We start from the raw sequence: 24796 nt of genomic DNA, 5'->3' as shown, positions 1-24796 counted from the left end.
TACCGGGCCGCCATACAGGGCGGCCCGGGTCACTACAGCTGCTTACCCCAGCTCTCCACCCACGGCGTCGTCACGCTTTCAGGCTCCGGATGCTCAACGGCATCCACCATCAGCACATCACCAATACGCTGCGCCTGCTGCGCCTGGAGCGTGGCATCAAAAGTTTTTCCTGCGCCGCAGAAGTGCTGATAGCTGCTGTCACCCAGCGCAATCACACCATAGCGCAGCGCTGGCTGATAGCCGAGCTCATCATGGATTTGCGCATGGAGACGGGCAATATTATCCGGCAGATCGCCCTGCCCGGTGGTTGAGGTTACAATCAGCACGACGTCGCTGCTGTACGCCTGCCACTCCGCCAGCGTCGGATCCTCAAAGACCTCTACTTCATGTCCCTGCGCCTGCAGCACCGGCTGCGCCTCTTCGGCCACCAGCAGTGCATTGCCGTAAACCGTGCCTGTAAAAATGCCAATTTTTGCCATCTTGCTGCTCCTTTACGCTGTTGGCTTATCCTGAACTGCCTCAGCGTCAAACTCAACCCTGGGAACGTCCGGTAACCGATCCTGCCAGCCGAACTGCTGCAGCATCTGCTGCCATATCGGATCCAGTCCGGCGCGGATCACCAGCGGCTCTCCGGTAAAGGGATGCGTCAGCGAGAGTGCGCTGGCGTGCAGCATTAAACGATCGAGCCCGAAATGCGCCGCTGCGCCACGATTCTGGCGCAGATCGCCGTGGGCGCTGTCGCCAATAATCGGGTGGCGCAGGTGTGCCATATGGCGGCGCAGCTGATGCTTACGCCCGGTGCGCGGCGACATCTCCACCAGGGTGTAGCGGGCGCTGCTGTATTTACCGATTGCCACCGGCATTTCTGTCTGCGCCAGCGCCTGATAATCCGTGACCGCAGGCTGCGGTGCACGCGGTTCAGCAGAAAATTTATCCGCAATTTTATCCAGCTCTTCCAGCAGCGGATAGTCGAGCGTAGCCGCGCCATCCAGCCAGCCGCGCAGTACGGCGTGATAGGTTTTTTGTATCTGATGCTGCTCAAACTGCTGCGCCAGTAAACGGCCCGCCTCGCTCGATAAGCCCATCAGCAGTACGCCAGAGGTCGGGCGATCGAGCCGGTGCGCGGTAAAGACGTGCTGACCAATCTGATCGCGCACCGTCTGCATCACCACCACTTTCTCTTTGCGATCGAGCCAGCTGCGGTGCACCAGCCAGCCGGCAGGCTTGTTTACTGCTACCAGCCACTCATCCTGATAGATAATCTCCAGCATCAGCGTGCTGGCTCCGCAAACAGCGCGTCAAGCTCACGCAGCGCGATTAGCAGAGCGGTATAGCCGGGAGTGACCGGAGTCAGAGCAACTTCGTAATAGGGCGCGACGGCGAAACCGGCAGGCATTGGCGCGTCGGAGGCGATCAGGGCTGACATACGCGGGATCAATACCCACTGCAGCCACTCCAGCGGAGCCATAGTATCAAGGCAGAAAGGCTGGTCGCTGTTAAACGCGGCCGCGTCAGGAGCGCTCTGCTGCCAGTAATCGTGTTCGCGCATGACTGCTTCGACCTGCTGCAGTCGCTGCGTAATAGTGTGCGTCGACATAGGTTGCCTCCATGAAATAATGGGCGGCAAGCATATCACTCGTCACCGGTGGCGTAAAAAGCGCATAAAAAAAAGGAGCACTGTTAATAACAGTGCTCCCGGTTCGTTGTGCAGCATTCCCGCCACCGCAGTGCTCCCTGCTCATCCGTGACAACTCTTCCTGCGCTTTCCATTGCCTGTCTTCATGACAGCATCCTTAGCATCCTGGCTCGCCCTGCTCCGCACGGCTCACATTCTCCATCCTGGAGGTGTCCCTTACTCATTCCTGAGTGTCCTGCTCCGTCCTGAAGCCTTCCCTGTGACGTAAACTCCGTTACGTTCCCGCCTCCTGGCTGACATTCTCCTGAACGTCGCTCTGTCCATAGCGTCCTGCTAACGGTGGGTATTCTCTCAAAAATCGCCACAATAACAAGTAAGCATGAGTCATTAATCGATCAAGTATTGTCTCAATTTTCAGACTGATACCATAACTCTATGATTCACAATATCTTTACATTTAGCTTTTCTGAAAGGTTCACTCACAAAATGTCGATCTCGCACAGATTTTGTAAGAGATCTCTTACATAGCGCTTCGGTTATCACTCCATCGGACCGATAACAGGTTGTATATCATCGAGAAATGTCCGGACAGAAGGTGAAAGAATTTCACGTTTGTTACGTCCAGGCTCCTCCAGAATGACTTCACCGGTAAGATTACACACCGCCACCATCTCCTGCTCTGAATCAGTAGTAGCAATAAACAGCGTCGGACTCTGTTTCAGACGCCGTTTCATAATCAGATGACCAATCAGATTCTCCTGCAGCCGGATAAAGTCCTCTTCGCTCCATACCTGCAGCAGCGTTAACCTGCGCTGCTGCAGGCGGGCATGCATATCGCCGGCAAACTGGGTAGTGTAAAACGCAGTGATATCAGGCTGGAGCTGAATATCCAGCGCCCGCTCCACCGCATCCAGCCCTGACGATGGCGAAAAAGGCTGCGGCTGCCAGAGAACGCGGTCATCAACGGTATTGATGATACAGGGCGAAGGGATCCCTGCCAGATCGCTACTGGCAGGATAGTGTCCCTGTTGCTGCTGCCAGAGATCGATATAACGGGTGGTAAACGCACACAGTGCGCTGGCGGTGGGCTGCATCATTCATCTTCTCGCTGGTGATCGGTTACACTTAGCCACTTTGATTCACCTTGTGGTAACCATTATGTCTTCTGAACACCCAAACCCGGCCTTAAGCGGCCTGACCCTGGGCAAATCTGTCGCCTATGTAGATGAGTACGATAACACGCTGCTGCAATCTGTGCCGCGCAGTCTGAACCGGGAACCGCTCAATCTTTTTCCGGATAATCTGCCGTTTCACGGCGCAGATATCTGGACCCTGTATGAGCTTTCATGGCTAAACAGCAAAGGTGTCCCGCAGGTCGCGATTGGCGAAGTGGTGCTGGATGCTGACAGCGTAAATCTGATTGAGTCGAAAAGCTTTAAGCTCTACCTGAACAGCTTTAATCAGACCCGTTTCGCAGACTGGGGCGACGTGCGTCAGACGCTGGAACGCGATCTGCGCGCCTGCGCCAGCGGCAACGTCAGCGTGGCGCTGTTTCGCCTGAGCGAGCTGGAAAGCCAGCCTATCGGACAGTTCAGCGGCAGCGTTATCGATGAACAGGATATCAGCATCAGCGATTACGGTTTTGATGCCGGACACCTTGCGCACGCCGCGGGCAATGAAATCGTAGATGAGACGCTGGTAAGCCACCTGCTGAAGTCCAACTGTCTGATCACCAATCAGCCCGACTGGGGATCGGTGATGATTCGTTATAAAGGCCCGCGTATCGACCGCGAGGCGCTGCTGCGCTATCTGATCTCTTTCCGCCAGCACAATGAGTTTCATGAGCAGTGCGTGGAGCGCATTTTCAACGACGTGCAGCGTTTCTGCCAGCCAGAGGCGTTAACCGTTTATGCGCGCTACACCCGCCGCGGCGGTCTGGATATCAACCCGTGGCGCAGCAATGTTCCCTTCACGCCCGGCTTTTCGCGTCTGGCACGCCAGTAACAGATTGCGAGGCACCTCGCAGGCCGTAGCAGGGATGCGCGGTTCCTCTTGAGCAATCACAACCGGGAGCGTTAATCTGTCTGCGGCGTTAAGCGTAAAGCGTATGCGACCAGGGATTTTCGTCACTGCGCTCAGCAGGTTAAGCGCAGTGTCATCAGTCACGCTATGGCGTGTAAAGGAGTTCTTTTGATTACACATATCAGCCCGCTTGGCTCAATGGATCTGCTCTCACAGCTGGAAGTCGACATGCTGAAGCAGACCGCCAGCAGCGATCTCTACCAGCTTTTTCGTAACTGTTCCCTTGCAGTGCTTAACTCCGGCAGCCAGACAGACAGCAGTCATGAGCTGCTCTCGCGTTTTGAAAATTTCGCTATTAACGTCCTGCGCCGCGAGCGCGGCGTTAAGCTGGAGCTGATCAATCCGCCGGAAGAGGCCTTTGTAGATGGGCGTATCATCCGCTCACTGCAGGCCAACCTGTTTGCCGTGCTGCGCGATATTCTGTTTGTTAACGGCCAGCTTGCTCTGCCAGAGCGCCTCGCGGGTCAGGCTGACGACTCTGCGCATATCACCAATCAGGTTTTCTCGATACTGCGTAACGCGCGCGCGCTGCACGTCGGGGAGTATCCTAATACCGTGGTTTGCTGGGGCGGACACTCTATCAACGCGGTGGAGTACCAGTATTGCCGTAATGTTGGCACCCAGATGGGGCTGCGCGAGCTGAATATCTGCACCGGCTGTGGCCCTGGCGTAATGGAAGCGCCAATGAAAGGCGCGGCGGTAGGTCATGCGCAGCAGCGCTATCATGACAGCCGCTTTATCGGCCTGACTGAGCCTTCCATTATCGCCGCTGAACCGCCTAACCCGCTGGTTAACGAACTCATCATTATGCCCGATATCGAAAAACGCCTTGAGGCCTTTGTCCGCATCGCGCATGGCATCGTGATCTTCCCGGGTGGCGTCGGCACCGCCGAAGAGTTCCTTTATCTGCTTGGTATTCTGATGAATCCGCAAAACAGCGAGCAGGTGCTGCCGCTGATCCTCACCGGCCCTAAAGAGAGCGCTGACTATTTCCGCGTGCTCGATGATTTCATCGTCAATACGCTGGGCGAGCAGGCGCGCAAACACTATACAATCATTATTGATGATGCCGCTGAAGTGGCGCGCCAGATGAAAAAAGCGATGCCGCAGGTAAAAGAGCATCGTCGCGAAACCGGTGACGCTTACAGCTTTAACTGGTCTATCCGTATTGCGCCGGATCTGCAGGTGCCTTTCCTGCCGACCCACGAAAACATGGCAAATCTCAACCTGTTTCCGAATCAGCCGGCGGAAAAACTGGCGGCTGATTTGCGCCGCGCCTTCTCCGGGATCGTGGCCGGAAACGTAAAAGAAATCGGTATCCGGGAGATCCGTGAACGCGGCCCCTATCAGCTGCGCGGCGACGCCGATCTGATGCATCGGATGGATGAGCTGCTGCAGGGCTTTGTGGCGCAGCAGCGTATGAAACTACCGGGCAGTGCCTATATCCCCTGCTACGAAATCATCAAATAACCCTTCAGGAAGGCAGCCTGCGGGCTGCCGCTTATCGCTTTTATGGCACTACATTTATTAATTATTGATGCGCTGAATCTCATCCGGCGCCTGCATGCCGTTCAGGGCTCTCCCTGCCGTGACGCCTGTGTTGCGGCGCTGCATCAGCTGCTTGGTCATACACGCCCGACCCACGCGGTGGCGGTATTTGATAGTCCGGAGCGCCAGCCCGGCTGGCGTCATGCGCTGCTGCCGGATTACAAAGCGGGGCGACCGCCAATGCCAGAGGATCTGCAACAGGAGCTGCCGCTGCTGCAGGAGGCTTTTCGCACCGCAGGCGTCAGCTGCTGGATCGCCAAAGATGATGAAGCAGACGATCTGGCCGCTACTCTGGCAGTGAAAATGGCGGATGCCGGGCATCAGGCCACCATCGTTTCCACCGATAAGGGATATTGTCAGCTGCTGGCGCCCGCTATCCGCATTCGCGACTATTTTCAGAAGCGCTGGCTTGATGTGCCGTTTATCGCACAGGAATTTGGCGTTGCCCCGGAACAGCTGCCGGATTACTGGGGTTTATGCGGCATCAGCAGCAGTAAAATTCCGGGCGTCTCCGGTATCGGCCCGAAAAGCGCACGCGAGCTGCTGGCGCAGTTTGGTTCACTGGAGGCGATTTATCAGCAGTGGGATCAGGTACCGGCAAAGTGGCAGAGTAAATTACACGCCCAGCATGAAACAGCCACGATCTGCCGCCAGGTTGCCACGCTGAAACGCGATTTAGTGCTGCAGGGCAACCTTAATACGCTGCGCTATCAGGCAGGATAAATCGCGGTACGCCAGGGACGCATAAATACGTCAGGGACGCATAAATGCGTCCCCTACAATCATCGTAGGGGCGTCATTAATGGCGCCCGTTGCTGACAGATCAGCGTTCGTCGCGGCGACCGCCTGCAGCAGCCCAGATACGCCGGACGTGTACCGTTACCTCTTCACGATCGTGATACAGCTGACGCGCCTGAATCTGGGCGTTGATACCCTGCGCTTTTAACGCTTCATCCATCATCGCCAGATTCTGCGTGACCTCTTCATAGCGCTTTTTCATCGGCAGCTTGAGGTTGAAAATCGCTTCACGACACCAGCCGTTTACCAGCCACTCAGTCATTAACGTGGCCACGCGCACCGGTTTTTCTACCATATCGCATACCAGCCAGCTGATATTGCTGCGCGGCGGGCGAAATTTAAAACCATCCTCACGACAGTGGGTAACCTGTCCGGTATCCATCAGGCTCGGTGCCATCGGGCCGTTATCAACCGCGTAGACCCACATGCTGCGCTTCACCAGCTGATAGGTCCAGCCGCCCGGGCAGGCGCCCAGATCGACCGCATACATGCCGCTTCCCAGGCGTTCGTCCCACTCATCGGCCGGCACAAACACATGAAACGCCTCTTCCAGTTTGAGCGTTGAGCGGCTGGGAGCGTCAGAAGGAAACTTCAGTCGCGGGATCCCCATATAGAATGGCGAATTATTTTCCGGCAGCGAATAACCTACATAGCAGGTGCCCGGAGCGATAAAAAACACGTGCACCACCGGCCGCTTAGGACTCTCATAATTGAGCAGGATATTGCTGGCACGCAGGCTGGCGCGCAGCGGCACCGTCAGCTTGCGGCAAAATTTAGTCAGCTCTTTGGCTTCGTTGGTATCCGGAACCTCGACCCGCAGCTCTCCCCCTTTCTCCACCACTCCGGTCAGCATGCCGGTAATGGGAGTAATGCGATCTTCGGGAGGTAAATCGCGCAGCAGCTCGCCGACAACCAGCATCTGCCGGGCAAAAATCAGTTCAGCAAACGGCAGCGAGCGCAGCAGCTTCTCTGCATCTTCTGGCTGATAGCACTCAAACAGCACGTAGCCCGCTTCTTCTTTTACCCGCGGAAAGCCGTAAATTTCCCGCTCTGCTGCTTTAGCGCTGATTTCAGCCGCGCACTCTTTTTCAAATCCGGGACGACAATAGAGTAATACTTTATTCATGGCGTTCTGCCTTTGTTTTCAGACGCAGCGCGCCAATCAACATCAAAAACCAGCCGATCAGGAAGCAAAATCCTCCCGCCGGCGTAACAAACACCCAGAACTGCAGGTGCGACAGCGCCAGGCAATAGAGACTGCCGCTGAAAAGAACGGTACCCAGCGCCATCGCTGCGCTGCTCCAGTAAAACCAGATATTAGCGCGTCGCAGCATCGCGGCACCCAGTCCCATTACCGCCAGCGTGTGGTAAGCCTGATACTCCAGGCCGGTATGGATCCACGCCATTTCAGATGGCCCCAGCGATTTACTTAATACGTGCGCGCCAAACGCACCAAACGCCACCAGCACGAAGCCGCTGATGGCTGCAAATATAAACATGGCACGACTGGACATCGATCTATCCTCATGGTCCCGCCGCACATCACTGTGCAGCGAACGGTAACTTAGTGATCGTAGCGAAAACGGAATTTTTCCTGTTCGGTAGCGGCTTTTTCCAGAATCCACTGACGAAAGGCGGCTATTTTACCCAGTTCTGCCTGACTGTCATGACAAACCAGATAAAAAGCGTTTTTACTTACCAGCACATCATTGAACGGGCAGACCAGGCGCCCTGCTTCGATCTCACTCTCTGCCATCACGTTGTTCGCCAGCGCCACACCCTGCCCGTGGATCGCTGCCTGCAATACCATGGCACTGTGGCTGAAAATAGGCCCCTGTTGCACATTGATATGCTGCAGTCCCAGCTGGCGGGTGTAGGCCTGCCAGTCACGACGCGACGCATCATGCAGCAGCGTAAAGTGCGCCAGATCGGCGGGCGATTTCAGCGGATTATCGCCGGAGAGCAGCAGCGGTGAGCAGACCGGCAGCAGATATTCAGCGTAGAGCTTATCCACCCGCAGGCCTGGCCAGTTGCCCCGGCCATAGAAGATAGCGACGTCAACATCGTCTGCCAGCTTCTCCTCTTCACGGTCTACCGCCTGAATACGCACGTCGATTCCCGGATAAGCCATATTAAAGCTGGAGAGACGCGGAACCAGCCACTGAATCGCAAAGCTCGGCAGCAGGCTGACCGTGAGCGCCCCTTTAGCGCTGCGCGCCTGCAGCTTGCGGGTCGCATCGTTAAGCGCTGAAAAAATCTCTTTGATATCGAGATAGTAACTCTGCCCCTCTTCCGTCAGCAGCAGCGAGCGGTTGCGGCGGCGGAACAGCTTGAGCCCGAGAAAATCCTCAAGCGACTTGATCTGATGGCTCACCGCCGCCTGGGTCACAAACAGCTCTTCAGCGGCTTTGGTAAAGCTCAGATAGCGGGCAGCCGCGTCAAAAACACGTAAAGCATTGAGCGGCGGAAGGCGTTTAGACATGGTTTTCCACAGATGGATTCATAGTGTAAAACTGCAACTTATACAACGTCGTCAGCTATTAGATTTTTTAATCCGAGACATTATAATTTGTCCGTTGAGGAAGCTCCAGCAAATACCTATAGTTGCCGCACTTCCAGAGCCGGAACGAAAAGTTTTCTGAAAACGTGCGAGAGATCGCAGACTTTTGGAGAGCTTTTGGCTTGTGGTCGTGATGTTGTGTTTGCATTTTTTGATCTGAATCTTGCAGATCAAACTTTTAATTCCTGAGATTTACCCTGTCTGTCCAAAGTGATTTTATGTAGCACCGCAAATTGCGGTGCTTTTTTTTCGTAATTTTACTGCCCCATCTCAACCATCTCTTTCACATCAGAGCGGTTAATCTGCTGCTCATTGCCATTGGCATCTTTATAGCTGATCATACCGGTATCATCATCAACTTTTGGCTTGCCGTCAGCGACAATCGTGCGGCCATCGTTCGTGTGCATAACATAGTTGCTGGAACAGGCCGCCAGGGTAAATGCCATGGTGCAGACAGCCAGCACTGCGGTAAGTTTGTTCATCTTCTATCTCCTTGCAGATTGATTGCATTAAACCGCCCGCAGCCACGACATTGCGCCATCAGCCTGAAAGCACGGCTGAAAATGGCGAACGGGTTATGCGGGTTTCGGTTCAAACCTTGCCATAATGAGCATAACGCGCTTTTACAGCTTTGCCAGCCTGCAGCCTGCTGTTACGGCTGGCCCTAAATCACCGGAGTGGGCCCGATATGACCATCTTCTCTCCTGGCGCTTTTCGTCAGCAGTTTCCTGCGCTAAACGATGCCGGCGTCTATCTTGACAGCGCCGCCACGGCGCTCAAGCCGCAGGCGGTCATTGATGCCACCGCACAGTTCTATTCGCTCAGTGCCGGCACCGTGCACCGCAGTCAGTTTGCTGCGGCGCGTGCGCTGACGGCACAGTATGAACAGGCGCGCGGCGTGGTCGCACAGTGGCTGAATGCCGCTGACGATCGGCAGATTGTCTGGACGCGCGGCACCACTGAGGCGATCAATCTGGTGGCGTACAGCTGGCTGGCACCGCGCCTGCAGCCGGGTGATGAAATCATCGTCAGCGAGGCGGAGCATCACGCTAACCTGGTGCCGTGGCTGATGGTGGCTCAGGCAAGCGGCGCCACGGTAGTGAAATGGCCGCTGGGAGCCGATCGCCGACCCGACATTGCCCTGCTGCCGGAGCTGATCAACACGCGCACCCGCCTGCTGGCCGTGAGCCAGATGTCAAACGTCACCGGCGGCTGTCCGGATCTGGCGCAGGCTATCGCGCTGGCGCATGAGGCGGGTGCAAAGGTCATGGTGGATGGCGCGCAGGGCGTGGTGCACTGCCCGCCTGACGTGCAGGCGCTGGATATCGACTTCTATGCGTTTTCCGGCCACAAACTTTATGGTCCGATGGGCATTGGCGTGCTGTATGGCAAAGCAGAGTTGCTGGAGTCGATGCAGCCGTGGCAGGGCGGCGGCAAAATGCTGACGCAGGTTGACTTCAGCGGATTTACGCCGCAGCCGGTACCGTGGCGCTTTGAGGCCGGAACGCCCAACGTGGCAGGTGTGGTGGGCCTCAGCGCGGCGCTGAACTGGCTGTCGCACCATCATCAGGAAAAAGCGGAGATGTGGAGTCAGCAGCTCGCCTGCCTGGCCGAAGAGCAGCTAAGCGCGCTGCCCGGCTTTCGCAGCTTCCGCTGCGGCTCTTCCAGCCTGCTTGCCTTTGATATTGCGGGGATCCATCACAGCGATATCGTCACGCTGCTGGCTGAACAGGGCATTGCGCTGCGTGCCGGGCAGCACTGCGCGCAGCCGCTGATGGCAGCTCTGGGCGTCAGCGGTACGCTGCGCGTCTCGTTCGCGCCTTATAATAACCTGCAGGATGTGGATGCGCTGGTGCGCGCCATGCACTGCGCCGTGAACCTTTTAGGTGAATAATCTCATGACAACCCTGCTCGCTCCCCACCCCTTTGGCCATACGATCACCGCCCAGGGGCTGACCGATACGTTTGCCCGCTTTCAGCAGTGGGAGGATCGCTACCGGCAGCTGATTCAGCTCAGCCGTCAGCTGCCGGCGCTGCCGGAAGAACTGAAGTGTGCGGAGATCGAGCTGAGCGGCTGCGAAAACCGCGTCTGGCTCAGCAGCCAGCAGCTGCCTGACGGCACGCTGCATTTTTATGGCGACAGTGAGGGGCGGATTGTGCGTGGCCTGCTGGCCGTGCTGCTGACCGCCACCGAAGGAAAAACCCCGGCACAGCTGCTGGCGCAGGATCCGCTGGCGCTGTTTGATACGCTGGGACTGCGCGCGCAGCTGAGCGCGTCACGCAGCAGCGGCCTGCAGGCGCTGGCAGAGGCGGTAATGCGCGCGGCGCGTCAGGCAGCCTGACGCGCCCTGCGCGCCTGAAACTTCTTCAGCGCGTGCGATACGGCGATAAATCCAAACGTGGCGGTCACCATGGTTGCCGCCCCGAAGCCTGCAGCGCAATCCATCCGCTTCGGGCCTTCTGCCGTGCTGCGCGAGGCGCATACGCTGCCGTCGGGCTGCGGATAGACCAGCGCTTCAGTGGAAAACACGCAGTCGATGCCCAGTTTGCCCTTACTGTTTTTTACCACGCCAAAATCACTTTTCAGGCGCTCGCGCAGTTTAGCCGCCAGCGGATCCTGGATGGTTTTCGCCAAATCGCTGACCTGAATCTGCGTGGGATCGATCTGTCCGCCTGCCCCGCCGGTGGTAATAAGCGGGACTTTATTACGCCGGCACCAGGCAATCAGCGCCGCTTTCGGCCGCACGCTGTCGATGGCATCAATCACATAGTCAAACCCGGCAGAGAGCAATTCGGCGGTGTTTTGCGGCGTGATAAAGTCGTCAATGCAGGTGACAATGCACTCCGGATTGATGGCGCGGATACGGGCGGCCATGACTTCCGTTTTTGCCTGACCGACATTGCCCTGCTGCGCATGGATCTGCCGGTTGGTATTGGTAATACAGACATCATCCATATCGATCAGCGTAATGTGTCCGATGCCGGTACGCGCCAGCGCTTCAGCGGCCCAGGAGCCTACGCCGCCAATACCAATTACGCAGAAATGCGCCTCTGCAAACTGCTGCAGCGCCTCCTGTCCATAAAGACGCGCCGTTCCGCCAAAGCGCTGTCGCCAGGCGTCGCTTACCACTTTCATATCTGACCTTTACTCCGGAATGCGGTGCGCCGCGTGGCGCACCCGATAATGTACTCTCCTGCAGAGAGCTGGCTGTCAGTGTATCAATTTGCACCGGTCAGCAGTGAACCGTTATTGCCGTTTTGCGCAGTGCTGAACAGCGGCTGTCCGGCACCGGGAGCCGTCTTCAGTACCCAGACGCGGCCGTAGTGGTTATAGAAGCCAGCCAGATGTGCGGCGTCCGGGCCTACGCCCTGATAGATATCAAAGTGCTGGCCTTTGATTGCGCCACCGACGTCCAGCGCCACCATCAGACGCATTTCATACTTACCGTTGAACTTACCTTTTGCATTCAGCTGCGGTACTTCCGCCAGCAGTGCCGTGCCCGCCGGGATCAGAGAGCGGTCAGAGGCAACCGACGCTTTGGCAATCAGCGGAACTGCGCTGGCACCCCGCACCGGCACGTACTCTTCAGGTTTAAAGAAGACAAAGGACTGGTTGGTCTCCAGCACATCACGCACTTCCTGCGGTGAATGCTCCTCAGCCCACTGCCGGATGGCCTGCATCGACATATCTTCGCGTTTGACTTCACCGCGATCGATCAGCTCTTTACCGATGCTGTGATAAGCCCAGCCATTTTTACCGCCGTAGCCAAAGAAGCGCAGCGGACGTCCGTCCCCAAAATCGACGTAGCCGCTGCCCTGCACATCCATCATAAAGTTGTCGATCAGCGAGTTGCTCCAGGCGATAACGTAGCGCTCATCGAGCGCGCCGCTATAAATACCGGCGCGGCTCGGCAGCTTCGCCCCGCGCGGGCGCGGCGGCATGCGGTAAATAGGATATTGAAACTCGCCCTGCCGGGTGTAACGCGCTTCCACTACCGGCGTGTAGTAACCGGTAAACTGCACGTTGCCATAATTGTCGGTGCCTTCCATCTGAAACGCATTCAGGCCGAACTGACGCAGCTGACGCGTATCTGCACCCGAAAGCAGCCAGTTCTGGATAGCGCTGTAGGTGTCATTATTACGGCTGAACAGACGCGAGGAAGCGGACTGAATCTGCTGCACCTGCAGGCCGAAATCCTGCCCGTTAACCGGACGCCCTTTGGCATTAGGCTCATTAACCAGCCCGAGCGGTTGCTCCAGCTTGCCATCAATATATTGCTGACCGCGATCGGTCGGCTTTGAGCTACAACCCGCTAATAGCGCCAGAAATGCGCCAGTGAGTGCATACTTTACCCGGTGTCCGTTCATGACTCTCTCTTGTTGTCGGTTGTTCGCCCGGCGACGATAGCAAAGCCCTGGTCATAATGAAATCTGCCACCCGCCATCGCCTTCACATCTGTACGTTTTTTCATCCGGATGCGACATTATTCAGCAACTGCTTATGGATTTCACCCGTTAAGCGCAAAAAGGGGTTGCATCGTCACGCGCCAGGTGTATAGTGCGCATCCACGGACGCGGGGTGGAGCAGCCTGGTAGCTCGTCGGGCTCATAACCCGAAGGTCGTCGGTTCAAATCCGGCCCCCGCAACCAATTCTTCTTAATGAAGAGACAATATGAAGTGTCGCTCAGGCGACAGACGGACGCGGGGTGGAGCAGCCTGGTAGCTCGTCGGGCTCATAACCCGAAGGTCGTCGGTTCAAATCCGGCCTCCGCAACCAATTGTCTTAAGAAGAATACAATGTGAAACGTCGCTCAGTGCGACAGACGGACGCGGGGTGGAGCAGCCTGGTAGCTCGTCGGGCTCATAACCCGAAGGTCGTCGGTTCGAATCCGGCCCCCGCAACCAATTCTTCTGATGAAGAAACATAAAACACCTTAACGGGTGTTTTTTTGTTTCTGCCGCCGGAAAAAAGCGGCATTGCTGCCGCCCTGCCCTTACCGCCGTGCCAGCACGCCGCCTTTATCAAAATAGGCTTTGATACCGTGAAAAATCGCTTCGGCCACCTGATGCTGATAGCGTGCGGTTCGCAGCTTGCGCTCCTCCTCCACGTTACTGATAAACGCCGTCTCAACCAGAATTGACGGGATATCGGGCGCTTTCAGCACGGCAAAACCCGCCTGATCAACCGTACGCTTATGCAGATGATTGATGTGCCCCATGCGCGCCAGTACCTCTTTGCCAAATTTCAGGCTGTCACTGATGGTCTGACGCTGCACCATATCGAACATCGTGTGGTCGAGATAGCGATCGCCGCTCATGCTGACGCCGCCAATCAGATCGGCTTCGTTCTGCGTCTGTGCCAGGAAACGGGCTGCGGCAGAGGTCGCGCCGCGCGTGGAGAGCGCGAATACCGAAGAGCCACGCGCTGCCCGGCTGGTAAACGCATCGGCATGAATCGAAACAAACAGATCGGCACGCTGCTTGCGCGCTTTTGCCACCCGCACGCGCAGTGGAATAAACACATCTTCGTTACGCGTCATGTAGGCTTTCATATTGTGCTCTTTATCGATCAATGCCCGCAGGTAGCGACCAATCTTCAGCACAATATCCTTTTCACGCGTTTTGTATTTGCCGTGCGCACCGGGATCTTCGCCGCCGTGTCCGGGATCGATCATGATAATGATCGGACGATCGCGCCCCGCCTTACCCGGCAACGGTGCCTGCGCAGGCTGATCGCGCTCCAGATCGCCTTTGTTGTAATCGTTGAGCAGCGCCAGCAGCGGATCGTCGGCGTGCGATGCCTGACTGGGATACAGATCCACCACCAGCCGGTTTTTGATACCGGCCACGGGCGCCAGGGTAAAGGTTTTTGGTGCGACGTTACGCTTCAGCTCCAGCACAATCCGCACCGTGTGCGGATCAAACTGCCCGACCCGGGCCGTTTTGATAAAGGGATCGTCTGTGCGCACCAGCTTATTGATGCCTTTCAGCGCCGGATTGATATGCAGATTTTTGATATCAATGACCAGGCGTTCAGGGTTGCTCAACGCAAACTGCTTGTAGTGCAGCGGGATATTCGACTCCAGCGTGACGCGGGAGTAGGTTGATGAAGGCCAGATGCGTACCGCAACAATGTGCTGACTCGCTGCCAGCCCGGTACGCGTTACGCTAAGTAGCCATAGCGCACCGGCACCTTGTAATAACCGTCTTCGGGAAAAAGCCTGGGACATGCCACTCCAACTACTGTGTTATGGATAAATCTGCGTCAGCCGACGCTCAGAAAGCGAAAACTTTATCCAATCTGGCAACGCTTGTCTCGTCGGAAAAGCCAGATAATGCAGGCTGTTATCAACGGATGCATCTGAAAAATCGTAAAGTAACGTCAGGCGCAACGCTTGCAATACGGCGAAAAACAGAATAAAAATACACTAATTACGAATAACCATTCACAGAGGGTGCACCGTGAAGGAACGCAGTACCGAGCTGGTTCAGGGTTTTCGCCATACCGTTCCCTATATTAATGCCCATCGCAACAAGACGTTTGTCATCATGCTGGGCGGCGAAGCCATTGAGCATGAAAACTTCTCCAGTATCGTTAACGATATTGGCCTGCTGCATAGCCTGGGCATCCGTCTGGTGGTGGTCTATGGCGCACGTCCGCAGATTGATGCCAGCATGGCGCAGCAGCAGCTGGAGCCTCTCTATCACAAACACACCCGCGTGACCGATGCGCAATCGCTGGAGCTGGTAAAGCAGGCGGCGGGCCGTCTGCAGCTTGATATTACGGCGCGTTTGTCGATGAGCCTTAACAACACGCCGCTGCAGGGCGCGCATATTAATGTCGTCAGCGGTAACTTTATCATTGCCCAGCCGCTGGGCGTGGATGATGGCGTTGACTACTGTCACAGCGGACGCATTCGCCGTATTGATGAAGAGGCGATTCACCGCCAGCTGGATAATAACGCGATTGTACTGCTCGGCCCGGTCGCCGTCTCTGTAACCGGCGAAAGCTTTAATCTCACCTCAGAAGAGGTTGCCACGCAGCTCGCCATCAAGCTCAAGGCAGAGAAGATGATTGGCTTCTGCTCCGAGCAGGGCGTGACCGATCGCGCTGGCACAATTATTTCAGAGCTGTTTCCCGGTGATGCGCAGGCGCGCATTGATGAGATGGAGAGCGACGGCGATTTTCTGTCCGGTACGGTGCGCTTTCTGCGCGGCGCGGTGAAAGCGTGTCGCAGCGGCGTGCGCCGCAGCCATCTGATCAGCTATCAGGAGGATGGCGCACTGCTGCAGGAGCTCTTCTCACGCGACGGTATCGGTACACAGATTGTTATGGAATCTGCCGAGCAGATCCGGCGCGCCAACATCAACGATATTGGCGGCATCCTGGAACTGATCCGTCCGCTGGAGCAGCAGGGTATTCTGGTACGGCGCTCGCGTGAACAGCTGGAGATGGAGATCGATAAGTTTACCATCATCCAGCGCGATAATATGACCATCGCCTGTGCCGCGCTCTACCCGTTCCCGGATGAGCAGATTGGCGAAATGGCGTGTGTGGCAGTACATCCCGACTATCGCAGCTCATCGCGCGGCGAGCTGCTGCTGGATCGCGTGGCGCTACAGGCGCGGCAGATGGGGTTAAAAAAGCTGTTTGTGCTCACCACCCGCAGCATTCACTGGTTTCAGGAGCGGGGCTTTACACCAGTAGATATTGAGTCGCTGCCAGAGAGCAAGCAGCAGATGTATAACTATCAGCGTCGTTCAAAGGTGCTGATGGCAGATTTAAAATAAGCCACGTATTCCAGGGCCGCATAAATGCGGCCCCTGCGTGATCCTGTAGGGGCGCCATTTATGGCGCCCTGCCCTGGCCACATTATCCTGTACGAAGCTTTACGCGTCAGACGTCGCGCCAAGCCGTGACAGCAGGCCGCTGCGGCGCTGCGTGCGCAGCTGGACTGCGCGACGGAAAATGTTTTCATCACTGTAGAGCGTCAGCTGCCTGCGGGCACGCGTAATCGCGGTATAAATTAACTCCCGCGTCAGCACCGGTAAAAACTGGGCCGGCATCACCAGCGCGGTGTGCTCAAACTCCGAACCCTGCGACTTGTGCACCGTCATGGCCCAGGCGGTATCGTGTGCCGGCAGTCGGCTCGGCTGGACCGCTTTGATGGTCCCGTCCGGCAGCGGGAAGAAGACCTTCAGCACGCCCTCCTCGTCTGTCAGCGTGATACCGATATCGCCGTTAAACAGGCCCAGCGCGCTGTCATTGCGCGTGACCATTACCGGCCGTCCCGGATACCAGCGGCTGCCGCCTGCGGGGCGACGGATCAGCTGCAGCTGTATCAGCTTCTGCTCAATACGCTGATTGAGTCCTTCCACGCCAAACGGCCCTTCGCGCAGCGCGCACAGCAGCTGATAGCGGCCGAAAGAGGCGAGGATATCAGCCGGCGCGGCATCCTCAGCTACCTGCTGCAGAAAGTCCCGATAACCAGCACCAATCTCATTCAGCATTCGCTGATACGCTTCACCGCTGTTTAGCGGCGCACGCGCAATATCACTGAAATTGCTCTGAAAGGCGCGCTCCACCGCCTGCGCATCACCGGCGTTAACGGCTGCTGCCAGCTGGCCGATGCCGGAGCTGGCATCAAAACGGTAGCTTTTACGCAGCAGGCAGATCGCATCGCGCACCGCGGGTGCTGCGGTTTCATTACTGCCGCCGATCTCACAGCCGGTCATCAGCGTCAGCTGCGTGGCGCGCACCGGACTGTAGCCCGCCTCCGCACAGCGACAGATATCGCCCAGTACCGCTCCCGCCTCTACGGAGGCAAGCTGGTCGCGGTCGCCGAGAAAAATTACCCGCGCCTGCGATGGCAGCGCGGCAATCAGGCTGGCCATCATGCCGAGATCCACCATGGAAGCTTCATCCACCACCAGCACATCGAGATGCAGCGGATTACCGGCATGGTAACGCAAACGCTGCGTTTCAGGCTGTGCGCCCAGCAGGCGATGCAGCGTAGTGGCCTCCTCCGGAAAGCGCTGGCGCTCCTGCTCGCTGACCGCCAGCTGCTGCAGCGCTTTTCCCAGTGACTCCGTCAGGCGCGCCGCCGCTTTGCCGGTTGGGGCCGCCAGCTGAATGCGCAGCGCGCCGTCGCTCAGGCGGATCAGCGCCGCCAGCAGTTTTGCCACGGTGGTGGTTTTGCCGGTGCCCGGCCCGCCGGAAATCACCGCGGTCTTCTGCGTTAATGCGACAGCAGCGGCAATCTTCTGCCAGTCATCCGGCGCGGTGCCAAACAGCGCATCCAGCACGCTGCGTACCTGCTCCGGGGCAAACGGCTGCGGCGCAGCCTGAGGATGGAAAAAGCGCGCCACGTCACCTTCATGATGCCATAAGCGATGCAGATAGAGCCGGTCGTCGCTCAGTACAACAGGGGCCGCGCGATCGCGGGAGCTGAGCGCATCCCAGCCCGCCAGCAGGCTGTGCCAGTCGTGCGGATCGCCTGCTGCCTGCCAGATCGCCTGCGCCAGTTCGGGATGACGGCCGCGAAACAGCTGCTCGCGGTTAAGCTGGGCCAGCGGCAGGCAGACATGCCCTTCTCCGGCTTCAGCGCTGAGACAGGCAGCAGCCAGTAAGCGGGCGGGTTCATCGCTGGTGGCTATCAGCTGAGCAAACTGCACGTCCAGCGGGCGCAGCAGCCGCAGCTCTGTTGCCTGCTTTAATAGCGTAGTGATATCGCTCATGCATCCTCTCCCTGCCCGCGAAACAGGCTATCAAGTTGTGTGACAAATTCAGCGGCAGGACGGGTGAAAAAGACGCCATTATCAGGCGAACTGCCATCCATACCGCGCAAAAACAGATAAAACACGCCGCCCATATGCTGCTCATAGTCGTAATCGGGCAGCCGGTGCTGCAGAAACCGGTGCAGCGCCAGCGTATAGAGCTGATACTGCAAATCGTAGCGATGGTCAATCATCGCCTGTGCCATGGCATCCGGGGTATAGGCTTCATGACTCTCCCCCAGCCAGTTGGATTTATAATCCAGCAGGTAATATTTTCCGTCCCGGCGAAACACCAGGTCGATAAAGCCTTTGAGCATGCCCTGCACCTGACTGAAGTTAAGTGCGGGCGCCTGCGCAGAGAGCGGGTCATGCTGGCGCATCAGCCGGTCCAGCGCGGGAGCGGTAAGCAGAGCGCTGATAGGCAGATAAAACTCCATCTCAATCAGGCGGTCGCGTGCGGCCACGTCAGCCAGCCGGATCTGCTGCGCATTAAGCGGCGTAGTCACAACCCGCTCAATCCAGCTGCTCAGCACCGGCTGCCAGTGCAGCGGGTAGCCGTTCTGCTGCAGATGCTGCTCCAGCAGCTCCGTCCCTGGCGGCTGGGTAAAGTCGATCGACTCAAACAGCTCATGCAGAAACGTACCCGGTGCGGCACCGCGCGGAAAATGATGTGGCGTCAGCACAATCTCTTCGGTCGCCGCCTGCTGCTCTTCACCCGCCGCTTCCAGGTCGAAGTGGGGCACCACCTCCAGCAGGCGATGCGCGCTGTGCTGCTGCAGACCTGAATAGCTGGTCACGCGCCACGATTCAGCCAGCTGGCGCGATATCGCGCGTGCATGCAGATCGTCGCGTACGCCAGCCTGCACCTGCCAGCGTGCGGCTTCAGCACGATCGGCCATCACCACCTCGCACCCTTCGCCGTTCAGCGCTTCCAGCAGCGTGCCGAGCTGCTCTGCCGTCGCCGCTTCGCCGCGCTGCAGCAGATAGCCCAGCGCACTTTTATGCAGGTCGCTCTCGCCCTCTTTTTTGCGCGCGCCGCGAAACAGCGGCGCCACGCCGATGCTGCAGTGATACACAGAGCGCGTCAGCGCAACATAAAGCAGGCGAAGATCTTCTGCCAGTCGCTCCTGTTCCGCCAGCGCCAGGCTCTGCTCATCGCCCTGCAAATCCAGCACCGCGCTGAAATTATCGCGGTCGTGGTAAAGCGCAATATCTGCTTCACGGAACCCGGCTGCAAACGGCAGCCAGACCAGCGGATACTGCAGCCCTTTCGATTTATGGATGGTGACGATCTGCACCAGATGGCGGTCGCTCTCCAGTCGCAGCTGCTGGCTGGTCGACTGACTGTCGGGCCGCGCTATCTGCTGTGCCAGATAACGTACCAGCGCATGCGGGCTGTCAAGCTGCGATGCCGCTTCCTGCAGCAGCTCCCCCAGATGCAGCAGATCGGTCAGGCGGCGCTCGCCATTTTCCGACGCCAGCATATTTTCGGCCAGCTGGCGCTCCAGCATAATCTCCCGCAGCATTGGCAACACACCGCGCTGATGCCAGAGGCGCTGCCAGCGCGCAAAGGTATCTACCAGCGTGTCCCAGCCGCGCGCATCGCGATCGAGCGCATCCAGCTGAGCCGCATCCAGCGCAAATAGCGAAGTCGCCAGCGCCGTACGCAGCATCCGCTCCTGTTCCGGAGCCAGAATAGCGCGCAGCAGCCAGAGCAGCTCGCGCGCTTCCGGTGTCGTGTAAACGCTGTCGCGGTTAGAGAGATAGACTGAGGGGATCGCGAGCTGCGCCAGCGCTTCGCGGATCTGATTCGCTTCGTTGCGGCTGCGCACCAGCACCGTGATATCCGATGCCTGTACGGGCCGCAGCGCCGGCCCTTTTCCCAGCATCGCCTCGCCCTGCTGCCCCGCCTGCAGCCAGCGGCTGATATCCATTGCGCACTGCTTTGCCATTTGCTGCTGATATTCGCTGACGCTGGCACCGCTGCCGGGCTGCAGCCAGAAGCGCAGCGCGGGCTGTTCTCTGCCCTCTGCCTTTAGCGACAGCGCCTGGTTAGGCGGCGCAAACTGCACCGGCAAAAACGGAATTTCAGCAAACAGAAAGGGAGCCGGCAAGCGTGAGAAAAGCTGGTTTACGCTCTCTACCATCGCGGGTGACGAGCGCCAGTTAGTGTCCAGCGTATAGTGCGCCGCAATTTCATTACGCGCCCGGATATAGGTAAAAATATCCGCCCCGCGGAAAGCGTAGATCGCCTGTTTGGGATCGCCTATCAGCAGTAGCGCATGTTCAGGCTGATGCATATAGAGCGTACGGAAAATCCGGTACTGCTGCGGATCGGTATCCTGAAATTCATCGATCAGCGCCACCGGGTAGCGCTGCCGGATCAGCTGCGCCAGCTGCGCGCCGCCCGCCTGCTGCAGCGCATCATCAAGCCGGCTCAGCAGATCGTCAAAGCCCAGCAGCGCCTGCAGCCGCTTCTGTTTATGCACCGCCTCACGCACTTCGGTCAGCGCCCGAGCAATGACCACATCACGCAGCGACAGCGGTTCAGCCAGAAACGCGTCAATTGCGCTGAACAGCGCGTGCCGCGGGGCGTCGCCTTTTTTGGTTTTCTCATCCAGTATCCGCTGCCCGAAGCGTGCCAGCTCGGGCGGAACCTGGTAATCACTGCTGTCGTTATGGGCCCACTGGCTCACTTTACTGACCCAGGCGGGCAGATGTTTGCTGCTGTAGCTGCGCTTATCCACGCCCGACTGCTCAACCAGCGTCTGCACGTCATCACCCAGCGTTCGCCACTGCGCTTTGATCTCCGCGATGCGCGCCATATTACGTGCATGCCGCGACGCAAGCGTCTCCTGGTCATCCGGCGGCAGCCGCAGCGAGGGCGACTCTCCCTGCAGCCACGGGCGCAGGGTAGCCAGCAGCTGTTCCGGCCCCAGCCATTCAGTGACAATCACGCGCGCGATATCCAGCGTCAGCGGATAGCAGTGACGCCGCCAGAAATCAGCCGTTGCCTGACGCAGGAGCGGATGCTCATCTTCAATCAGCTGCTGTTCAAACAGCATGCCGGACTCAAACGCGTTAAGATTGAGCATACGCTGGCAGAAGCCGTGGATGGTGAAAATAGCGGCTTCATCCATCTGTCTTTCCGCCGCCAGCAGCAGCGAGGCGGCCTCTTCCCGCTGCGGGATCGCCTGCAGCAGTGCGGTCAGCATCGCATCGCTGCTGACGCCGCGAATACAGGCGAGCCGCAGCGCGTGGATATTCGCGCGGATACGACCGCGCAGCTCTGCCGTCGCCGCTTCGGTGAACGTCACCACCAGAATCTCTTCTACCGAGAGCGGGCGACTATAAGCGTTCTCTTCGCCCAGCCCCAGCAGCAGACGCAGATAAAGCAGGCCGATGGTAAAGGTTTTACCCGTACCGGCAGAGGCCTCAATCAGGCGCTCGCCGCGCAGCGGCAGCGTCAGCGGATTGAGGGATTCAGCACGCTGACTCATGGCGTATCACTCTTAACCGGCAGCGACTGCTGCAGCTGCGCCAGCGCCGCCCAGGTGGTAAAGCCAGGTAGCGCTGCGTAATCTGCCTGCGGTGCGCTCTCCTGCGTACCGCTGATCTGGGAAATCATCGCCATTCCCTGCTGCCGGATCGCCTGCCGGAAGAAAGTGGCCAGCTGCGCCGGCGTCAGCTGCTGCACCTGCGCAATCACTTTCTCTCGCGTATCGAACGCATAGTTCTGACGGCTGAAGTCACGACTGTAGCGATTGGCTTCCTCCTCCAGCGTCTGAGGACGCTGTTTCAGCTCATTGATCATCGCCTGCTGGTACTGCGCAAAGGTCTCGGGCTTCATGCTGCGCAGCCGCTGTTCTGCCTGCGGATAGAATGCCTGGAAGCGCTGCAGCAGGAACGCGGGCTGCCGGCTGTTGCTCTGCAGCAGAAAACCGATGCCCCACTGGCGGCCTATCGGCATCTGATAGGTAAAGACGGCATAGCCCAGCTGCTCTTCCGTGCGCAGCTGGTTATAAAACCACGGCTGGATAATCTGACTCAGCAGCGTACTGGCGGCCATGCTCTGATATTCATCATACCCGACAGGCACATAGAGCGCCGCCAGCGCGGAATCGCTGCTGCTTCCCGCCTGCTGCAGGTTCGCCTTGATCGGTTTATCCACCACAACATAGTCACTGCGCCACGGTGCCTCTCCGCTGCTCTGCAGCTGCGCTTTCAGGGCCACGCCAAGCGCTTCCGTCTCTTTTGCTGAGAGATTACCCACCGCCAGCATCTCTGGTGTCGACTGATGCAGCAGCGCGTCACGCCAGGCGATCACCTCCTGCAGCGTGATCTCCGGCAGCAACCGGCGGCGTTCGTCGCGCTGGGTATAGGGCAGCTGCGACAGCATCTGCATCGGCTGGATCGCCTGTTCAAACGCTTTGCCTTTTTCAGCCGCATCCAGACGGTCGCGATACCAGGATTTAGCCTGAGCGAGCTGCGCTTCATCCGGACGGAAGCTGCTGTAACCGGCGACCAGCTCCTGCAGCAGCTGCGGCAAACGCTGGGTAAATCCGCTGGCGTTAAACACCAGGCCATCATCTTCTCCCACGGAGAAACTGATGCCACCCACCGACGCCTGCGAGTTGAGCTCATCCAGCGCCTGGCTGGAGAGATAATCATTCAGACCAAACAGCACCTGCTGACGCGCGTCGCCGATCGTTGCCTTATTGCGTAGCGCCAGGGTAATCGCCGCTTTTGGCTCGTCAGGATAGAACCGGCTCGGCATCCATAAAATACGCATTGCCGCGTCATTACTGAGCACAATCGGATGCGTGTAGTTTTTCCCGTCGCGTGCAATCAGTGAAAAGTCAGTGGGAATATAGGGATTGAGCGCGGGCAAAGAGAGCGTGATATGCGCTGCACGCTGCTGCCAGTCGCTGTACTGCGCGGCGCTGATTTTATCAACCTGATACGGCGCATTAACAAAGTAGGCCTGCTGATTGTGCGGCTCCTGCGGGCTGATATACCAGATGCGGGCATTTTGCGGCGTCATCTCACCAAGGCGTGCCGCTAACGCTGCAGGATCGAAGCGATCGGCAAGGTAAGGCGCATCCAGCGTGTGCGCGACCGGCACACGCAGCATGGTGTCGGCCAGCCACTGAATGTAGTCCATATCACGGGTAATTGACGGATAGCGGTAATCAAGCGCCAGCACATGCGATACCTCGTCAAAATAGCGCTTATCAATGCCGTTGCGGCGCAGCATATCGAGGTAGCTGAAAATGGCGGCCACGACTTCATCGCGTTGCGTCAGCCCTTTATCCGTCAGCGACACAGAAATAGCAAAGACGCCGCTGCTGCGCTCGGTGACCGGATCGGCCCCTGCGGTCACGCCATCGGCCAGTCCCTGCTTCTGCAGCCAGTCATTCAGCGTATTGGCGCTGCGGTTACCCAGCAGATAGCCAATCAGCGTATCGGTTTTGCTGCGGAAATCGGCGCTGTTGTTCGCGATCCGAAACTCAATCTTCAGCTGTTTACGCGGCTGAGCCGGCACGTAGTGAATAATGATGCCTTTCTGCGCCCCGGTGACCACCGGTACATCTATCTCCGGCACGCTAGCCGGATGTGCCGCGACGCGCCCAAAGGTGGCGGCGGCCATCTGCGCCATCTCAGAGAGCGGTTTATTACTGTAAATCACTGCTTTCATCAGGCTGGCAGAATAGTGGGTACGATAGAAGTCGCGCAGCGCCTGCTGCAGTTTGCTGCCCGGTTTATCACTCAGCGTCTCCAGGTTGCCTCCGGAGAAACGCGAACCCGGATGCTGCGGATTCAGCGTCTCAGCACTGACCTGCGCCATGCGCAGCCCGTCCCGCGAGCGCGCCATCGTCAGCTCTGCGTTGACGGCGTGACGTTCGCGATCGGCGTTAACCGGATCGAGCAGCGGCTCTGCAATCGCATCCGCCAGGCGATCTGCCGCAGGCTGCAGCGCATCGTTCTCCACTTCCAGATAGAATGCGGTGCGGTAAGAGGCGGTGCTGGCGTTGTGACTGCCGCCGTGCATTTTGAGAAATTCCGCAAGATTATCGGGCTGGGGGTAACGTTTTGAGCCCATCAGCACCATATGCTCCAGATAGTGCGCCAGCCCGGGCTGCTGGTCGGGATCGTCCAGCGAGCCAATCGGCAGCGTCAGCGCCGCCAGCGACTTCGGGGCCTCAGCGTCTGAAACCAGCAGCACCGTCATACCGTTGTTCAGGGTAATCGCCTGATAGCTGCGCGGATCGCGATCGCTTTTGCGGATAATGTCATTAACCGGCTGCCAGCCCTGTCCGGTATCGGCAAAAACATTCAGCGCCAGCGCGCCTGACAGCAGCGCGCCGATACAGCGTGCGTAAATCCGCATGTA

Annotated in this window: 20 protein-coding genes and 3 tRNA genes; 9 read left to right on the top strand and 14 right to left on the bottom strand. The window is 58.0% G+C overall.

The features are described 5' to 3' along the window. Positions 1-32 precede the first annotated feature (32 nt). The 4 genes from C1Y41_RS11415 to syd form a co-directional block, all read right to left on the bottom strand. Positions 33-479, bottom strand: coding sequence for a flavodoxin (locus C1Y41_RS11415; RefSeq protein WP_071668546.1), 447 nt, complete (start codon positions 477-479; stop codon positions 33-35). Positions 480-491: 12 nt separating this feature from the next. Next, entirely contained in the window at positions 492-1271 is a 780-nt protein-coding gene (gene truC / locus C1Y41_RS11410) for a tRNA pseudouridine(65) synthase TruC (RefSeq protein ID WP_039379909.1), read from the bottom strand. Then, complete coding sequence (locus C1Y41_RS11405; protein WP_104085492.1) at positions 1271-1597, bottom strand: YqcC family protein; 327 nt, start codon at positions 1595-1597, stop codon at positions 1271-1273. Before C1Y41_RS11405 ends, truC begins: the two co-directional genes overlap by 1 nt. A 578-nt stretch (positions 1598-2175) precedes the next feature. Then, a complete protein-coding gene (syd, locus tag C1Y41_RS11400; RefSeq protein WP_104085491.1) occupies positions 2176-2733 on the bottom strand; it encodes a SecY-interacting protein in 558 nt (185 codons plus the stop codon). A 61-nt stretch (positions 2734-2794) separates the two neighbouring features. Here syd and queF point away from each other — a divergent pair, with 61 nt between their 5' ends. The 3 genes from queF (at position 2795) to xni (ending at position 5989) form a co-directional block, all read left to right on the top strand. Then, positions 2795-3640 (top strand): NADPH-dependent 7-cyano-7-deazaguanine reductase QueF, encoded by an 846-nt coding sequence (queF, locus tag C1Y41_RS11395; RefSeq protein ID WP_039379915.1) that lies wholly within the window; start codon positions 2795-2797, stop codon positions 3638-3640. A 186-nt stretch (positions 3641-3826) separates the two neighbouring features. Beyond that, entirely contained in the window at positions 3827-5188 is a 1362-nt protein-coding gene (ppnN, locus tag C1Y41_RS11390) for a nucleotide 5'-monophosphate nucleosidase PpnN (RefSeq protein WP_039379917.1), read from the top strand. Between the two features lie 42 nt (positions 5189-5230). Further along, on the top strand, positions 5231-5989 hold the full coding sequence (gene xni, locus C1Y41_RS11385; RefSeq protein WP_104085490.1) for a flap endonuclease Xni: 759 nt from the start codon (positions 5231-5233) through the stop codon (positions 5987-5989). A gap of 100 nt (positions 5990-6089) precedes the next feature. Here xni and rlmM read toward each other — a convergent pair whose 3' ends face one another. The 4 genes from rlmM to C1Y41_RS11365 all read right to left on the bottom strand — a co-directional run bounded on the left by rlmM (position 6090) and on the right by C1Y41_RS11365 (position 9106). Beyond that, complete coding sequence (gene rlmM, locus C1Y41_RS11380) at positions 6090-7190, bottom strand: 23S rRNA (cytidine(2498)-2'-O)-methyltransferase RlmM (RefSeq protein WP_039379921.1); 1101 nt, start codon at positions 7188-7190, stop codon at positions 6090-6092. Continuing rightward, positions 7183-7578 carry a DUF423 domain-containing protein gene (locus C1Y41_RS11375; RefSeq protein ID WP_039379923.1) on the bottom strand — a complete coding sequence of 132 codons (396 nt, stop codon included), beginning with the start codon at positions 7576-7578 and terminating at the stop codon, positions 7183-7185. The genes rlmM and C1Y41_RS11375 overlap by 8 nt, the downstream gene beginning before the upstream one ends. 50 nt (positions 7579-7628) lie before the next feature. Continuing rightward, a complete protein-coding gene (locus tag C1Y41_RS11370; RefSeq protein ID WP_039379926.1) occupies positions 7629-8546 on the bottom strand; it encodes a transcriptional regulator GcvA in 918 nt (305 codons plus the stop codon). Between the two features lie 335 nt (positions 8547-8881). Continuing rightward, a complete protein-coding gene (locus C1Y41_RS11365; protein ID WP_039379928.1) occupies positions 8882-9106 on the bottom strand; it encodes a YgdI/YgdR family lipoprotein in 225 nt (74 codons plus the stop codon). Between the two features lie 206 nt (positions 9107-9312). On the opposite strand from C1Y41_RS11365, the gene csdA reads away from it, so the two are divergent. Next, the gene (gene csdA, locus C1Y41_RS11360) at positions 9313-10518 is read left to right on the top strand and encodes a cysteine desulfurase CsdA (protein WP_104085489.1); all 1206 of its coding nucleotides are present in this window, start codon (positions 9313-9315) and stop codon (positions 10516-10518) included. A gap of 4 nt (positions 10519-10522) precedes the next feature. Next, positions 10523-10966: a cysteine desulfurase sulfur acceptor subunit CsdE gene (gene csdE / locus C1Y41_RS11355; RefSeq protein ID WP_039379933.1), complete on the top strand. Its 444-nt coding sequence runs from the start codon at positions 10523-10525 to the stop codon at positions 10964-10966. On the opposite strand, the gene tcdA is transcribed toward csdE, so the two are convergent. Together tcdA and mltA are read right to left on the bottom strand one after the other, a co-directional pair. Beyond that, complete coding sequence (gene tcdA, locus C1Y41_RS11350) at positions 10954-11760, bottom strand: tRNA cyclic N6-threonylcarbamoyladenosine(37) synthase TcdA (protein WP_039379935.1); 807 nt, start codon at positions 11758-11760, stop codon at positions 10954-10956. The two genes, csdE and tcdA, sit on opposite strands and share 13 nt — an antisense overlap. Positions 11761-11843: 83 nt before the next feature. Continuing rightward, entirely contained in the window at positions 11844-12992 is a 1149-nt protein-coding gene (mltA, locus tag C1Y41_RS11345) for a murein transglycosylase A (RefSeq protein ID WP_071668551.1), read from the bottom strand. A 205-nt stretch (positions 12993-13197) separates the two neighbouring features. On the opposite strand from mltA, the gene C1Y41_RS11340 reads away from it, so the two are divergent. From C1Y41_RS11340 to C1Y41_RS11330, 3 genes are all read left to right on the top strand, one after another. Then, positions 13198-13274 (top strand) — tRNA-Met (locus tag C1Y41_RS11340). Between the two features lie 51 nt (positions 13275-13325). Then, positions 13326-13402: transfer RNA gene (locus tag C1Y41_RS11335), tRNA-Met, on the top strand. Positions 13403-13453: 51 nt separating this feature from the next. Then, positions 13454-13530 (top strand) — tRNA-Met (locus C1Y41_RS11330). 89 nt (positions 13531-13619) lie between these two features. On the opposite strand, the gene amiC is transcribed toward C1Y41_RS11330, so the two are convergent. Further along, positions 13620-14855: an N-acetylmuramoyl-L-alanine amidase AmiC gene (gene amiC, locus C1Y41_RS11325; RefSeq protein ID WP_039379939.1), complete on the bottom strand. Its 1236-nt coding sequence runs from the start codon at positions 14853-14855 to the stop codon at positions 13620-13622. 232 nt (positions 14856-15087) lie between these two features. Between amiC and argA the strand changes: the two genes are divergently transcribed. Continuing rightward, positions 15088-16416 (top strand): amino-acid N-acetyltransferase, encoded by a 1329-nt coding sequence (argA, locus tag C1Y41_RS11320; RefSeq protein ID WP_039379941.1) that lies wholly within the window; start codon positions 15088-15090, stop codon positions 16414-16416. A gap of 99 nt (positions 16417-16515) precedes the next feature. Here the strand turns inward: argA and recD are convergent, their stop codons facing one another. The 3 genes from recD to ptrA are packed head-to-tail and all read right to left on the bottom strand — an operon-like array spanning position 16516 to position 24793. After that, a complete protein-coding gene (gene recD / locus C1Y41_RS11315; protein WP_039379943.1) occupies positions 16516-18363 on the bottom strand; it encodes an exodeoxyribonuclease V subunit alpha in 1848 nt (615 codons plus the stop codon). Beyond that, positions 18360-21902, bottom strand: coding sequence for an exodeoxyribonuclease V subunit beta (gene recB, locus C1Y41_RS11310; protein WP_104085488.1), 3543 nt, complete (start codon positions 21900-21902; stop codon positions 18360-18362). The genes recD and recB overlap by 4 nt, the downstream gene beginning before the upstream one ends. Further along, entirely contained in the window at positions 21899-24793 is a 2895-nt protein-coding gene (gene ptrA, locus C1Y41_RS11305; protein WP_104085487.1) for a pitrilysin, read from the bottom strand. Before ptrA ends, recB begins: the two co-directional genes overlap by 4 nt. Positions 24794-24796: the final 3 nt, after the last annotated feature.

Source organism: Pantoea sp. ICBG 1758 (assembly GCF_002928325.1).
Lineage (GTDB): Bacteria > Pseudomonadota > Gammaproteobacteria > Enterobacterales > Enterobacteriaceae > Pantoea > Pantoea eucrina.
Note: the sequence above shows the minus strand (reverse complement) of the source record. Positions and strands in the feature narration are given on the sequence as shown.